The 14,762-nt window shown below is 48.4% G+C and carries 16 protein-coding genes; 8 read left to right on the forward strand and 8 right to left on the reverse strand.

Annotation, left to right across the window (positions count from 1 at the left end):
* Positions 1-6: 6 nt before the first annotated feature.
* The 5 genes from EWA64_RS05080 to EWA64_RS05100 all read right to left on the reverse strand — a co-directional run bounded on the left by EWA64_RS05080 (position 7) and on the right by EWA64_RS05100 (position 4,802).
* Positions 7-639, reverse strand: coding sequence for an NADH:ubiquinone reductase (Na(+)-transporting) subunit D (locus EWA64_RS05080; protein ID WP_061894953.1), 633 nt, complete (start codon positions 637-639; stop codon positions 7-9).
* Positions 639-1,406 (reverse strand): Na(+)-translocating NADH-quinone reductase subunit C, encoded by a 768-nt coding sequence (locus tag EWA64_RS05085; RefSeq protein ID WP_061894954.1) that lies wholly within the window; start codon positions 1,404-1,406, stop codon positions 639-641. Before EWA64_RS05085 ends, EWA64_RS05080 begins: the two co-directional genes overlap by 1 nt.
* Positions 1,396-2,640: an NADH:ubiquinone reductase (Na(+)-transporting) subunit B gene (locus EWA64_RS05090; RefSeq protein ID WP_061894955.1), complete on the reverse strand. Its 1,245-nt coding sequence runs from the start codon at positions 2,638-2,640 to the stop codon at positions 1,396-1,398. Before EWA64_RS05090 ends, EWA64_RS05085 begins: the two co-directional genes overlap by 11 nt.
* Before the next feature lie 5 nt (positions 2,641-2,645).
* A complete protein-coding gene (locus EWA64_RS05095; RefSeq protein WP_082796687.1) occupies positions 2,646-3,986 on the reverse strand; it encodes a Na(+)-translocating NADH-quinone reductase subunit A in 1,341 nt (446 codons plus the stop codon).
* A 504-nt stretch (positions 3,987-4,490) separates the two neighbouring features.
* Positions 4,491-4,802, reverse strand: a complete 312-nt coding sequence (locus EWA64_RS05100) for a BolA/IbaG family iron-sulfur metabolism protein (RefSeq protein ID WP_061894957.1) — start codon at positions 4,800-4,802, stop codon at positions 4,491-4,493.
* Positions 4,803-5,008: 206 nt separating this feature from the next.
* Here EWA64_RS05100 and EWA64_RS05105 point away from each other — a divergent pair, with 206 nt between their 5' ends.
* From EWA64_RS05105 to EWA64_RS05120, 4 genes are all read left to right on the forward strand, one after another.
* A complete protein-coding gene (locus tag EWA64_RS05105) occupies positions 5,009-6,139 on the forward strand; it encodes a methyltransferase (protein WP_061894958.1) in 1,131 nt (376 codons plus the stop codon).
* Positions 6,140-6,216: 77 nt separating this feature from the next.
* The gene (locus EWA64_RS05110) at positions 6,217-6,786 is read left to right on the forward strand and encodes a YajG family lipoprotein (protein WP_061894959.1); all 570 of its coding nucleotides are present in this window, start codon (positions 6,217-6,219) and stop codon (positions 6,784-6,786) included.
* A complete protein-coding gene (locus tag EWA64_RS05115; RefSeq protein ID WP_061894960.1) occupies positions 6,786-7,343 on the forward strand; it encodes a peptidylprolyl isomerase in 558 nt (185 codons plus the stop codon). The genes EWA64_RS05110 and EWA64_RS05115 overlap by 1 nt, the downstream gene beginning before the upstream one ends.
* A 51-nt stretch (positions 7,344-7,394) precedes the next feature.
* Entirely contained in the window at positions 7,395-8,786 is a 1,392-nt protein-coding gene (locus tag EWA64_RS05120; protein ID WP_061894961.1) for an AmpG family muropeptide MFS transporter, read from the forward strand.
* 84 nt (positions 8,787-8,870) lie between these two features.
* Here the strand turns inward: EWA64_RS05120 and EWA64_RS05125 are convergent, their stop codons facing one another.
* From EWA64_RS05125 to EWA64_RS05135, 3 genes are all read right to left on the reverse strand, one after another.
* Positions 8,871-9,536 (reverse strand): ChrR family anti-sigma-E factor, encoded by a 666-nt coding sequence (locus tag EWA64_RS05125; RefSeq protein ID WP_061894962.1) that lies wholly within the window; start codon positions 9,534-9,536, stop codon positions 8,871-8,873.
* Positions 9,533-10,117, reverse strand: a complete 585-nt coding sequence (locus tag EWA64_RS05130; RefSeq protein WP_061894963.1) for an RNA polymerase sigma factor — start codon at positions 10,115-10,117, stop codon at positions 9,533-9,535. Before EWA64_RS05130 ends, EWA64_RS05125 begins: the two co-directional genes overlap by 4 nt.
* A 107-nt stretch (positions 10,118-10,224) precedes the next feature.
* Positions 10,225-10,809 (reverse strand): LON peptidase substrate-binding domain-containing protein, encoded by a 585-nt coding sequence (locus tag EWA64_RS05135; protein ID WP_061894964.1) that lies wholly within the window; start codon positions 10,807-10,809, stop codon positions 10,225-10,227.
* A gap of 309 nt (positions 10,810-11,118) precedes the next feature.
* On the opposite strand from EWA64_RS05135, the gene EWA64_RS05140 reads away from it, so the two are divergent.
* The 4 genes from EWA64_RS05140 to csdA all read left to right on the forward strand — a co-directional run bounded on the left by EWA64_RS05140 (position 11,119) and on the right by csdA (position 14,705).
* Positions 11,119-11,898, forward strand: a complete 780-nt coding sequence (locus EWA64_RS05140; protein WP_061894965.1) for a nucleoside-specific channel-forming Tsx family protein — start codon at positions 11,119-11,121, stop codon at positions 11,896-11,898.
* Between the two features lie 109 nt (positions 11,899-12,007).
* Entirely contained in the window at positions 12,008-12,898 is an 891-nt protein-coding gene (panE, locus tag EWA64_RS05145) for a 2-dehydropantoate 2-reductase (protein ID WP_082796688.1), read from the forward strand.
* The gene (locus EWA64_RS05150) at positions 12,895-13,494 is read left to right on the forward strand and encodes a DJ-1 family glyoxalase III (protein WP_061894966.1); all 600 of its coding nucleotides are present in this window, start codon (positions 12,895-12,897) and stop codon (positions 13,492-13,494) included. Before panE ends, EWA64_RS05150 begins: the two co-directional genes overlap by 4 nt.
* Positions 13,494-14,705, forward strand: a complete 1,212-nt coding sequence (gene csdA / locus EWA64_RS05155; RefSeq protein ID WP_061894967.1) for a cysteine desulfurase CsdA — start codon at positions 13,494-13,496, stop codon at positions 14,703-14,705. Before EWA64_RS05150 ends, csdA begins: the two co-directional genes overlap by 1 nt.
* The last annotated feature ends 57 nt before the right edge of the window (positions 14,706-14,762 follow it).

A 14,762-nucleotide genomic window follows, 5' to 3' on the forward strand; every position in this document is an offset into this window, starting at 1 on the left:
ACGACCTTACTCCTTCGCTTCTACTTGTTCAGGCTTGAACGTACGAATCGCCCAAATCATGAAACCGATCAGGAAGAACGCTGAAGGTGCCAACAGCATTAGGCCGTTTGGTTGATACCAGCCACCATTGCTGATCAGTGGCATCACTTCCATACCGAACAGTTTGCCAGAGCCTAAAAGCTCGCGGAAGAAACCAACGGTGATCAAAACGAAGCCATAGCCTAAACCATTACCAATACCGTCGATGAACGACGGGATTGGTGCAGACTTCATCGCGAACGCCTCTGCACGACCCATTACGATACAGTTGGTAATAATCAGACCAACGAATACAGACAACTGTTTAGAGATGTCGTACAAGTACGCTTTCAGGATTTGGTCAACCACGATTACTAGTGATGCGATGATCGCCATCTGCACGATGATACGCACGCTGTTAGGAATGTGGTTACGGATCAGTGAAACGAAGAAGTTAGAAAATGCAGTAACAAACATTACCGCTAAAGTCATAACAAACGCCGTTTCCAGTTTGGTTGTCACTGCCAATGCAGAACAAACACCAAGAACTTGTAGCGCGATTGGGTTGTTGTCCAATACTGGCGCTAGCACGCTCTTTTTCAGCTCTTTTGCGCTAGACATTAGTTCAGACCTCCGTCACGAACTTTAGCTAGGAACGGACCAAAGCCCATGTCACCTAACCAGAAGTCGAATGTGTGTTGAACGCCGTTACTGGTCAATGTTGCGCCTGAGAGAGCGTCAACACCATGCTCAGAACCTGCTGGAGCGCCACCTTTGACGATTTTGATCGCTGGCTGGTGGTTTTTGTCAAACAGTTTCTTACCAACCCATTGCGCACGCCAAGAAGGGTTTTCTACTTCGCCACCCAATCCCGGAGTCTCACCTTGTTGGTAATAAGTGATACCAGATACGGTATTGCCGTCAGTTTCTACTGCAACAAACGCGTACATCATTGACCAAAGACCGTTGCCGTGAACCGGAATGATTACCTTAGACACTTGAGCGCCATCTTTAACCAGATAAACCACACCCGTGTTTGCACGACGAAGGATTTTTGCGGCATCCTGATCGGCAGATAGCTTGATCGATTCCGCAGGATCTTTCGCTGCTTTACGTTGGTCAAATGTAGATGCATCACCTTCAACAAAGTCGCCAGATTTAAAATCAACCAAACGTGGTTCGATGTATTTGGCAAACAGTTCAGGGACAGAACCTTTTTCTGTAATGCCAGCTACTTCGACAATCTTACTTTGTTTATCTAGGACTGCGTTTGCTTTTTGCTTATCACGCAGACCTACTGCCGCTGCCGATACGATGATTGAACAAACAAGGCTCAACCCGACAACAACAGCCAACGTCTTTTTAATGCTGTCGTTATTACTTGCCATAGCGCGCTTGTCTCCGCTTGATGTTTTTCTCAACAACGATGTGGTCGAACAGAGGAGCAAATAGGTTAGCGAATAGAATCGCTAGCATCATGCCTTCTGGATATGCAGGGTTGACCACGCGAATCAGCACACACATGATGCCAATCAGAATGCCATAGGCCCATTTCGCATTGTTGGTAAACGAAGCTGATACTGGATCGGTCGCCATGAAGAACATACCGAATGCAAAACCACCTAAAACTAAGTGCCAATGCCAAGGCATGTTGAACATCGCATTGCTGTCTGAACCAATCACGTTGAACAGGGTAGACAGAGCGATCATACCGATCATCACACCCGCGATGATGCGCCATGAAGCAATACCCATGTACACGATAAACGCAGCGCCGATCGCGAGAGCCAGTGTCGATACTTCACCGATTGAACCAGGAATGTTACCAATGAAGGCATCCATCCAAGTGATCGCTTGACCAGTTGCGGCATTCACTAGCGCACCGTTACCGCCTTGCGCCCATTGGCTCAGAGCAGTTGCACCAGAGAAACCGTCCGCAGCAGTCCAAACTAAGTCACCCGAGATTTGCGCTGGGTAGGCGAAGAATAGGAATGCACGGCCCGCGAGAGCTGGGTTCAGGAAGTTACGACCAGTACCACCGAAGACTTCTTTCGCAACAACCACACCGAAGGTAATACCCAGTGCTGCTTGCCATAGTGGAAGTGTTGGCGGAACAATCAGTGCGAACAAGATAGAAGTCACAAAGAAACCTTCGTTTACTTCGTGTTTACGCACCATACAGAACAGCACTTCCCAGAAACCACCAACGATGAATACCGTCGCGTAGATAGGCAGGAAGTAAGTCGCACCCAGCAGCATTTTGCTGCCCCAACCTGCATCAGCGGCCAGTGTGCCACCGAACATTTCGGTCAACCAGTAGTGCCAGTTGCCAGCAACAATTGCTGCCAGCTGATCACCAGCATACATATGATTGAGCGCGGCAATTGCTTGTCCACCCGCGTTGTACATACCCCAGAACATCGCTGGGAACACGGCTAGCCAAACCATGATCATGATACGTTTTAGGTCAACGCTATCACGAACGTGTGAGCTTTTTTTCGTCACTAAACCCGGTGTGTAGAAAACTGTTGCGACAGCTTCATACAGGGCAAACCATTTTTCATGTTTACCACCCGGCTCAAAGTGATGCTCGATATCTTCAAGAAACTTTTTGAGGCCCATGAAAATTACCCTTCCTTCTCAATCTTGTCGAGGCATTCACGCAGTAGCTGACCGTACTCGTATTTGCCTGGACATACAAAGGTACATAGTGCGAGATCTTCTTCGTCCAGCTCCAAAGCACCTAGGCTTTGCGCACTGTCAGAGTCACCAGCACAAAGATCACGAAGCAACAGCGTTGGCTCCATGTCGAGCGGCAGTACTTTTTCGTAGTTGCCAATCGGTACCATTGAACGATCACTACCGTTAGTCGAGGTTGTCATGTTGAACAACTGACCTTTGAATAAGTGACCAAGGAATGAACGGGTAACAGAGAACTTGTTCTTGCCAGGCATTGCCCAACCAAGGAACTCTTTGTCACGACCTTCACGCAGAACAGAAACCTGCAGGTGGTAACGACCCAGATAAGCGTGAGGACCCGTTGCATGAACGCCAGAAAGTACTGAGCCAGAGATGACACGCACTTCACCAGGCATGATTTCGTTGTCGGTCACTTCATCTAGGCTTGCACCGATAACGGTACGAACCAAGCGAGGATTGTTGACAACCGGACCAGCCAGAGAAATGACGCGCTCAGCATGCAGTTCACCAGTCAGGAACAGTTTACCGAAAGCGATAACGTCCTGATAGTTGATGCTCCAGGCCACGTTTTGTGCATTTACAGGGTAAAGAAAATGCATGTGGGTGCCAGCTAGACCAGCTGGATGCGGGCCATCAAATACATGCTCTTCGACATTTGACTGCGCGCTGCGTGGCAGGCTAGAGCCAGATTTACACACGTAAACCTTGCCTTCAGTCAAAGCGGAAAGCACATCCAATCCAGCAACGAAAGCTTCAGCTTGTTCGTTGATAATCAACTCAGGTTTCGCTGCCAATGGATTAGTATCCATAGCTGTAACGAAAATCGCCTTAGTTGAAGACTCGATTGCCGGAACCTTACTGAACGGACGAGTACGCAGAGCAGTCCAAAGACCAGACTCAACCAGTTGAGTTTTAATCGCAGCGCGATCAAGACCTGCCAGTTGACTAGCTTCAAACTTATCGAAAGTAATCTGCTCGTCACCCGCCACTTCAACCACAACCGATTGAAGGACACGTTTCGCGCCACGATTAACTTCGATAACTTTACCACTCACTGGAGAAGTAAATTTCACGCCAGGGTTCTTTTTGTCTTCAAAAAGAATTTGGGCTTTCTTCACTTCATCACCTACGCGTACATGCATCGTAGGACGCATGCCAACGTACTCTTCGCCAAGCAAGGCGACTTTTTTGATGGCTTTGCCATCATTAATCACCTGGGTAGGAGTTCCTGCGATAGGAAGGTCCAAACCCTTTTTTATTGTAATCATACGCACTTGCACTACTTTTATCGGGAAAAAGATTCTTTTGATTGCGTAACTTTTAGACACGACATTTGTGTCCGGTTTTGACGTCGTTTTAAACGCCAAAATCGCAACATCCTTTTAAAAATCTCTTCACATGAAATTGGAGAGATTTATCAGGTGCGATATTTTAGCACCTTTTACGAACTTGATGCCATGACCAATAAACGCATTAGCCGTTTTATTTCGAATGAATTGAGAGATATAGGCTAACTATTGTTCATAACTTTGACACGTCGCACAAATGGCAACCGGACGACAAACCTATGGCATAGGCAGGAACTATCGATCTTGGCGCATCATTTGTTACAGTCATTTGTTGAAACGCTGTTAATACATTTTTTAATCAGTATCGCTGAAAAAGCGAACAATTGATGAACATAAAAAAAGATGGCTTACACCATCTTTCCCTCAATCATCAAACAAGCCAACCTTCCATCAAACAAACTAACCTTCGTACAAAGTCCGATTTTAAACACGGCTACCGCCCATACACATTGGGCTATCTGGCGCGCCACCGCGTTCTAATCGCCACTCTTTCTCAGTATAAGTGTGAATCGCCAAGGCATGGATGTGATTATTCAGTTCATCGGCCAAGGCTTGATTCACTTGACGATGACGGGCAAGCAATCTCTGCCCTTCAAATATGTTACTCACTACAATGACTTTGAAGTGACTTTCTGAGCCTGGTGGCACGTTATGCATGTAACTCTCGTTTACGACGCTCAGATAATCTGGCTCAAACGTATTGTGCAGCTTCGTTTCTATGACTTCTTGGATCATATTTCATCCCCTTTGCTCACGAACCCTACAAGTATATACCCTAATTTCACCGACATTGATCTGATGAATAGAATAGGACTGAACATTCTATCAACATCAAGCGCGACAGAAGAAGATCCGTTGTGTTTTTTTGTAGGCTCCGCCTATCTTGTTTGCCGCCCATCTGCGAGAATATTGTTAGAACTCAATATGACACGCACCATTTTATGAAAACCGATCTTTCTCTTCACGACAGAAACCTCACCCTCTTCAGATATCCAAAATTAACCAATGAAACACTGCAAGCGTGGGACGCCGGAGATGAGTATCTGATCAATCATGTCGAAGCACTCGACTTAAACCCGGGCCAGAACATTCTAGTGTTGAACGACCATTTTGGGGCGCTTTCCTGCTGGTTCTCAGCCAAACATAAAGTGACCTTGATGAGCGATTCCTATATTTCTCATCAGGGCGCACAGCACAATTTACAAGTGAATCAATGCCATAATGTCACTATCCTGACGTCAATGGACGCCCTACCCAATGACATTCAATTGGTTGTAATGCAATTGCCCAAAAGCAATCGCCATCTAGTTTGGCAGCTAAGCCAACTTCACCAAGCCCTCCCAAGCAATATTCCCGTCATTGCGGTCAACAAGGCCAGAGATATTCACACTTCCACGCTGAATCTGTTTGAGAAACATCTCGGTACGACCACAACCTCACTAGCGTGGAAAAAGCATCGCCTTGTCTTTTGTCACGCCAACTGTTCACAACCAGAATCACCAGCAGCGATCGTCAGTTGGGATGTACCAGAGCATCACATGACGCTGCAAAACTTGCCAAATGTCTATTCTGGTGAAAGTTTAGACTTAGGTGCTCGCTTTATGCTGGAGCATATTCCAAGCGATGAAAAACTCAAACACATCATTGATTTAGGCTGCGGCAACGGAGTGTTATCGGTCAAAGCCGCGCGGCTCAACCCACAGGCTAAAATCACCTTGGTGGATGAAAGCTTTATGGCGTTGGCCAGTGCAAAACTCAACATTGAACACAATACGGAACACGCGGCCAAGGTGGAATTTGTTGCTAACAACTGCTTGGAAGGGTTTTCTTCGCAAAGTGCTGATCTGATCTTGTGCAACCCGCCATTTCATCAGCAACAAACCGTCACTGACCATATTGCTTGGCAGATGTTCTGTGATGCAAAACGGGTGCTGGTAAAAGAGGGGAAACTTTTGGTGATCGGCAATCGCCATTTAGGGTACGATGCCAAGCTACGACGCCTTTACGGTGAGAAGAATGTAAAGCTCGTCGCTTCAAATAGTAAGTTTGTGATTTTACAGGCAACTAAGTAAGCTGCTAGTTTTAATCCGCTCCATTCTTGATTTTAATGTTAGGTTATAAGCCACCGTTGCTAACAAAGGAATACACCATGAGAAAACTGGTTATCGCCGCTTCTATCGCCCTGCTTGCAGCTTGTTCGACTCCTCAGCAGGAACAACTCAATCTGAGTCCGCAAGCGACCTTAAGCACCAATCCACTTGTACAGGGCAAAACTTACAGTCTAACAAGTAAAGATCTGCGCGCCGCACAATACGTTGCCCTACTCGACAGTGGTCGTTCCAACATTCTGCCACTGCACGCCAAACAAAATATGCGTATTCTACTGGAAAGCCTGCTGGAGCAGCAGTTCTCCTCACAAGGCTATAAAGTGGATCTCAACAGTAATAACTTGATCAACTTAGAGGTACGTGAAGCTCTGGTCAACGTGCGCCACAGCGTGATGCAAAATGAGATGGACGCCAAAGTCGTGCTGGTGGTTACCGCAGAAACGCCGCGTGGTAAGTTGGAAAAAACCTACAACGGCACAGCGCAGCGCACTGGCTCTTTGAGCGCTTCGGACGAAGAGATCGAAATGGTGCTCAATGATGTGCTCAATTTGGTGATGGCTGAAATCGCCAATGATCAAGAGTTGCAGTCATACATGCAGGAACGTTTCTAATGCTTAAACCGACCATGAAAGCCATTCTCGCGACGATGGCTCTGCTTAGCTCTCTGGCATACGCAGGGCCTAAAGTGGCGTTTGAAACGACACTCGGTACGATCACCATTGAGTTGGATGAAGAAAAAGCCCCCAACACCGTTGCCAACTTTCTTAAGTATGTGAATGATGGCAGCTACGTCGGTTCACAATTTCATCGTGTTATCCCTGGCTTTATGGCACAAGGCGGTGGTTTTGATGCGAAGATGAACCGCTTACCGACCTACGATGCGATCAAAAACGAAGCCAATAACGGGCTAAGAAATAACACTGCGACCATTGCCATGGCACGCACTCAAGACCCGCATTCAGCCACGCGGCAATTTTTCATTAATCTCAATGACAATGATTTTCTCAACTATGATGTGCAGCCTCCGGGTTATGCGGTGTTTGGCAAAGTGACCGACGGCTTTAGCGTGGTACAAGAGATGGCCACTAAGCCAACGAAGAGCCAGGGCCGGATGCGCGACATTCCGGTCGAGCCGATTATCATCACCAAAACCACTTTACTTCCATAATGATTCGCCCCTTAACCAAAAGGGGCGCATTCTATTTTTCTGGGATAGGTTATGTCTTCTTCCCCTGCCATTTCTTGGCGTGAAACCTTACAAAGCTACCTAGACAGACGCTTGCTGTGGGTATTTATGCTCGGATGCTCAAGCGGCTTTCCTTGGGTTCTGATTGGCTCAAACATGTCTGGCTGGTTGAAAGATGCCGGACTCACTCGAGCTGCCATTGGTTATTTTGGCAGTGTGTTTGCCGTCTATGCGATCAACTTTCTCTGGGCGCCACTGGTGGACCGAGTGAAAATCCCATTGCTGCACGCGCGTTTGGGCCAAAGACGCAGCTGGATTTTCCTTTGTCAGATATTTGTTTTGTTGGCCACTTTGCTAATTGCAGGCGTCAACCCAGCTGACAATCTCGCTTTAACATCCGCATTAGCGCTGGTCATTGCCATCGCCTCAGCAACGCAAGATGTCGCGATTGACGCCTTTCGTATCGATACCTTTCCCAAATCCAACACCTCAAAGCTGCCGCAAGCGTCTGCCATGGCGGTAATTGGTTGGTGGACGGGGTATTCACTGCCGGGCTACTTGGCTTTTGTGAACGCAGATTCGATTGGCTGGAACGGTGTTTATTACGGCATGGCGGCTATTGTCGCTTTGCTCATGTTATTCACCTTACTGGTTGGGGAACCCGTTACCCATCGCGACGAACTACAGGCCGCTGCGCAAAAGCGTCACAGTGATGTCGTCGGCTCGAAATGGCTCGCTTGGCTGAGTGTGACGGTACTCGAACCCTTTATCGACTTCTTTAAACGCAACGGTACGCGCGTCGCCATCACACTGCTTTTGTTTGTTTTTCTGTTCAAAATTGGCGAAGCCTTTCTTGGCCGCATGTCGATCACTTTTTACAAGGAGATTGGCTTTAGTAATGAGCAAATCGGCTACTACTCTAAGCTGCTCGGTTGGGGCATCACCATGTTTTTCACCCTAATTGGTAGTATGGTGAATGTTCGTTTTGGCATTGTGAAAGGATTAATGGTTGGCGGCACGGCAATGGCCGCAAGCAACCTGATGTTCGCTTGGATAGCGCAAGTCGGGCCAAATGAGCAGCTCTTTTTAGCCACTCTCGTGGTCGATAACTTTACATCTGCGTTTTCAACCGTCGCCTTTGTCTCTTTCCTCACCGTCGTCACGGGGCAAGCTTTTTCGGCTTCTCAGTACGCACTATTGGCATCGCTGGGTAACTTTGGCCGCACAACACTGGCATCGTTTAGTGGCGAGCTGGTAGATTATCTGGACAATTGGTCGATGTTCTTTATCGCCACGGCGGTGATGGTGATCCCGAGTTTAATAATGCTTTACTCGCTACGGCACTACTTTAGCGATGTGTTAAACAAAGCGGCACAAAACGACCAAGTCGAGGCTGAAACGGATAGCGAGTTGAAGACACAATAGGTAACAGAGCGCGATAACAGTGTTGGATGAAAACGATAAACAGGATAAGAGAAAGGCTTGCAGAGTTTGCAAGCCTTGTGCTTTTTAAGGGTACATGCCACGTCCGAACATATTGAAGATACGCGCCACGCCTTGAGTAAACACCATCGGCTCGGTAAGCACCGTCAAACATAAGCAATCGGCATCCGCTTTTGTTCTTGGACTATGCTTGACCGAAGCATCGCGCAGCAAGAAGTCTCCGGCCTCGTACTCACCATCTTCATCACTAAAACTTCCGTGCAGCACTAAGGTCGCTTCCAGACCTTTGTGTGTGTGCTGCGGGATCTGCACCCCTTCAGAGATATACATCAGATTGACTCGCGCCTCTTCGCCAAAATCAATTGGTGCACTGTAGACCTTACCACCGTAACTGCGCCAGTCGGCCAGCAAATCCGCGTAGCGGCTCAGCGTCTGCGGCAAGGTGAAACGACGGTTTTTAACTGTAACAAATCGGCGATCATAAACTTCGCGAGCATCGGAGCGAACCTGGCTGTCCATCACTTGCTCCAACATGTCAGTCAAATCGACCTCAACCAGTTGAGCAGAGCTTGGGGCAAACACATTTTGCGCCTGAGCTCCTTCCAGTTTTGCGACCGCTTTCTGACACTCAGGGCAGGTTTCCAAATGAGTTGCCATCATCAGCCCAGTGACCGCGTCGACTTCTCCACAGGCATACGCCTGCAACATGGTAATATCGGGGTGAAAACTCATAACTTATCCGCCTGCATGCTGTGTCTTAACTTCTCTACCGCGAGTCTTAAACGTGACTTAACTGTCCCCAGAGGAATATCGAACATCTCTGCCACTTGCTGTTGTGGTAAATCTTCGATGTACACTGCCTGCAGCACTTCTCGCTGTGCTTTAGGTAAACATTGAAGAAATTTGATCACTTGTTCTTTAAGTAGATCTTGTTCCGGGCTGTAGCAATCCACTAAGTCAAGTGGGTAGTAATCACTCGGCCAAATATCATCGGCATGAATGTGCAAATCTTTGCCTTTCTGTTTGCGCAGTAAATCGAAGCAAAGGTTACGAATGATGGTATAAACCCAAGTAGAAAGTGCGCTTTTGCTACCATCAAACAGATGTGCTTTATGCCAAACCGTCATCATGGTTTCTTGCACTAACTCCAAAGCAACTTGATCATTGCCCACATGTTTGTAGGCGAAATGACGCAACTTTGGCGCGTAAAAGTTGAAGATAACAGCAAAGGCTTGCCGATCTTTCTCTTTCACTCTGTCCATGCACACCGACCAATCTTGCCGGGTCATCGCTTGAGGATTTTCATTCAACATAGCCAGTCCTTTCTGAAGGCGTTATGCTCGCTTTGGGGGTATACGTCATTGTTCAGCGTATGGATCAGTGTCATCACGCACATTTTTCTCGCTTGATTGTGCTTTGCTTAGTGCTTGACGCGTGCACTGTCATCTTCCACTACTTGGCTCAGAAAGTTTAGTCCACTAGAACAATCGGCATGTCCGGCAAATTGTTCAAATTGTTGCACGCTAAGTGGTAAGATTTCCAGCCAACGCTGCGTCACCCAGTTGGCATCAGTGTAAAGCCTTTGCGGGTACAACTCACCCAGTTGAGGAAATTGCGCGTAGATTTGCTCAAGCTGTTTACCAAGGTAACTCTCTTGATCAGGCAGCTCGGTTTGCGGCCAAGGTAACAGTGGCTGCACAGTCGCTAAACGCAAACCATCTTCTTCAAGCGCTATTTGCTCGATAGTAAAGCGCTGCACGCCCTGCACGGTAATCCCCAGCAGGCCATCCGGCAAGACATCAAAATCGATGATTTTCACTTCCGTTCCACATTGGGACAAAGTACTGCGCCCTGCACTTCTATCCACCAAACACATGCCAAAGGTCATATTATGCTCACAGCACGTTTTCACCATGCGTTTATATCTTGGCTCAAAAATCCTCAATTTCATTTTTCCGCTTGGTAACACGGTTGAGCTGAGAGGAAAAAGCATTAGTTGCGTCATAGTCACCCCGCTTAAAACTTCTGCAGCTTTCTACGCGCAATCCTTTACCTAGATCACAATGAAGGCAATTTATTAACAACCATGCCTCTTTCTCGCTTTCAACAAATCCCCACCTGCATCCAGATTGATAGCTTTATAAAAGTTCCCAACTTTCGTTCCAAAAGGAGATCACGATCACCCAAATTGAAGAGAAATTGCACTCACATCACTTTTATTTGCGATTTAAATCGCTATGATGCGCGCAAATCAGATAACACAAGCACACGAACCGTGTGTCTTAACACCGTGACAAATATAGAGAGTTCCCCTATGCGTAAATCACTATTAACTCTTGGTCTGCTAGCAGCCACTGCAGCACCAGTTATGGCTGCTGACTACTCAGATGACATCCACAAGAATGACTACAAATGGATGCAGTTTAACCTAATGGGTGCATTCGACGAGCTTCCAGGTGAATCTTCACATGATTACCTAGAGATGGAATTTGGCGGCCGCTCTGGTATTTTCGACCTATACGGTTACGTAGATGTATTTAACCTAACAACAGACTCTGGCAGCGATAAAGCAAACGCAGACAAACTGTTCATGAAGTTCGCTCCTCGCATGTCAATTGATGGCCTAACAGGTCAAGACCTTTCGTTTGGTCCAGTACAAGAGCTGTACGTTGCAACTCTAATGGAATGGGGTGGCAAATCAGGTCCAAACAACCAAAAAATCGGTCTAGGTTCAGATGTCAATGTGCCTTGGTTGGGTAAAGTTGGTCTAAACCTATACGCAACCTACGATGGTTCTCAAAAAGACTGGAACGGTTTCCAAGTTTCTACCAACTGGTTTAAACCTTTCTACTTCTTTGAAAACGGTTCATTTATCTCTTACCAAGGTTACATTGACTACCAATTTGGCATGAAAGAAGAGTACTCTTCTGCTAGCAGCGGTGGTGCAATGTTTAACGGTTTCTACTGGCACTCAGATCGCTATGCGGTAGGTTACGGCCTAAAAGCATACAAAGATATCTACGGTATCAAAGATACTGATGCATTTAAGTCAACTGGCGTAGCCCACTACCTTGCCGTGACTTACAAGTTCTAATTGAACTTAGTTGTAATGCAAAAATGGCGCTTTCGAGCGCCATTTTTATTTGCTTTCGCCAATTCCCTCATTATCCTTGCAGCAAATCCTTTTTGATGAAGATGATTTGGTGAACATTGTCATTTTAGGCCCGGGCGCGGTTGGCTCACTTTGGGCGCTCAAATTACAGCAAGCTGGCCACAAAGTGGCACTGTGGGCAAGAGAGAATGCTCCGACACTCTCACTGCAGTTGGATCAAGGCCCCTTATACTCTTTTGCCAATCAGTCGCGCCTGGAGATAGAACAAGCGGATCTGTTACTTGTCACCGTTAAAGCTTGGCAGGTTGCAGAGGCTTTAGCACCGCTGGTCGATTCCCTTTCAAGCGACAGCATAATTGTGCTAATGCATAACGGCATGGGCACGGCTGAACAGGTAGCGGCTTTGTTACCCGCCAATCCACTGGTCATAGCCACCACCACACACGGGGCATACAAGCCTTCGCGCCAGCAGGTTTTGCACACCGGCTTAGGCACGACCCAACTTGGCGGAGTGAATGCGCTTGGTAAGCAGTGCGCTTTTCTCGCTGACGTGTTTGACCACGCCCTGCCCGCGGCGCACTGGAATGAACAGATTGAGCACGCCCTGTGGACCAAACTGGCAATCAATTGCGCCATCAACCCGCTCACCGCCATTCATCAATGCAAAAATGGTCAGCTGGCAGACGCTCGTTTTGCGCCTATGCTGAGTGAAGTCAGCGCAGAACTTGCCGCCGTCATGCAACGCGAAAGAATCGCGAGCAATCACGCTGATCTGCTGCGCAGCGTCATGCAGGTAGTAGAGGCAACCGCCGAAAATTACTCCTCCATGCAGCAAGATATCTATTACCAACGCAAAAGCGAAATTGACTTTATTAACGGTTACTTACTGCGCTGCGCTGCCAAACATCACATTGAAACGCCTCACAATCAAAAACTGTTTGAACAAATCAAACAGATAGAACAGAGCTGGACAACATCATGACAAAACGAATTTTGGTGCCGATTGCACCGGGAACCGAAGAGATGGAAGCGGTCACCGCCATTGATATGATGGTGCGCGCCGGGTATGAAGTAACGGTCGCCAGCGCCGACTTTGAGGGCAACCTAACGGTCACGGCGTCGCGCGGCGTGATTTTGGGTGCCCAGTGCCTTTTGGTCGACGTCGCCGATGAACCCTTTGACGTGATTATTCTTTCTGGCGGCGTTGCGGGTGCAGAGGCGTTTCGCGACAGTCCACTGCTGCTAGAGATGATCAAACAGCATATGTACGAAGGCAAACTGCTGGCAGCAATTTGCGCCGCGCCTGCACTGGTGTTGCAACACCACAACCTCTACCCCAAGGCGCTCATGACCTGTCACCCCAATTTTCGCGCGCACATCCCACAGGATAACTGGCGCGCCAAACGGGTGACTTACGATGTCAACCACAATCTGCTCACTAGCCAAGGGCCGGGCACTGCATTGGAATTTGCTATGGAAATCATCATTCTGCTTTCCGGTAAACAGCATGCTCGCCAAGTCGCCGAGCCGATGGTGACGGTTCCAGTGCTGAACTACCACAAGCTGGGTGAAGAGTGATGTTTGACGTCGATTCGGTACGCGCGCAATTTCCCGCGCTGCAACAAAGCGTCCATGGCTCACCGCTGGTCTATCTGGACAGCGCAGCTACAACGCAAAAACCTCAATGTGTGATTGATGCCATCAGCCACTACTACAGCCGACACAATGCCAATGTGCATCGCGGTAGCCACAGTTTAACCGCCGAAGCCACCAGCCAGTTTGAACAGGCAAGGCATAGCGTCACGCAGTTTATCGGCGCGCAAAGTGACCAAGAGATCATCTGGACACGCGGCGCCACCGAGGCGCTCAACTTGATCGCCCAGACCTATGCGCGCAGCACTTTACAGCCCGGTGATGAGATTTTGGTTGGTGAGATGGAGCATCACGCCAATATCGTTCCATGGCAAATGGTCGCCGAGCAAACGGGGGCAAAAGTGGTGAAAATCCCCATGACCCAAGATTGCCAATGGGACATGGCGGCCTTTGCGCAGCGTTTAAGCAACCGATGTAAAATTGTTGCCGTGGCGCAAATCACTAACGTCACCGCCAGCCGTCAACCGATTGAAGCAATCATTACACTTGCCCACCAAGTGGGGGCCATTGTGGTGGTCGACGGGGCGCAAGGCATTGTGCACGAGCCTGTGAAGGTCGCGGAATTAAACGCCGACTTTTACGTTTTTTCAGGGCATAAACTTTATGCATCCGCGGGTATTGGCGTTTTGTATGGCAAGCTCGCCCTACTGGACGCGATGCCACCCTGGCATGGCGGCGGGAAAATGGTAGAGAGGGTGTCGTTTGACAAGACGACGTTTTCCGCTTTGCCGGGCAAATTCGAGGCGGGCACGCCCAACGTTGCGGGGGCACTTGCCCTAGCGAAAGCGATTGAGTGGTATCAAGGCTTTGAGCGCCAAGAGGTCGAAGCGCATTTGCATCAGCTGCAATCCGCGGCGTATCAGGCACTCGTCAACATCGATGATATTCGTGTGCTCGGTTACCAAGCGAATGCGTCGGTGCTGACTTTTGTCGTTGACGGCGTACACCATCAAGACATCGCCACTTTGCTCGACCAGCAAGGCATTGCGGTGCGTGCAGGCCACCACTGCGCCCATCCTCTGATGGACGCGTTAGGTGTCTCGGGCACTGTGCGGGTGTCGTTTGCGATTTACAACACCATGGACGATGTTGAGCGTCTTATCGCTGCGGTGAAAAAAGCACTCGAGTTGTTGTGAGGAAGAGAGAGGGACTAGGTTCTAGGTTCTAGGTGCTAGGTACTAGGGGCTAGGGGC

Source organism: Vibrio cidicii, assembly GCF_009665415.1.
Taxonomy (GTDB): Bacteria; Pseudomonadota; Gammaproteobacteria; order Enterobacterales; family Vibrionaceae; genus Vibrio; species Vibrio cidicii.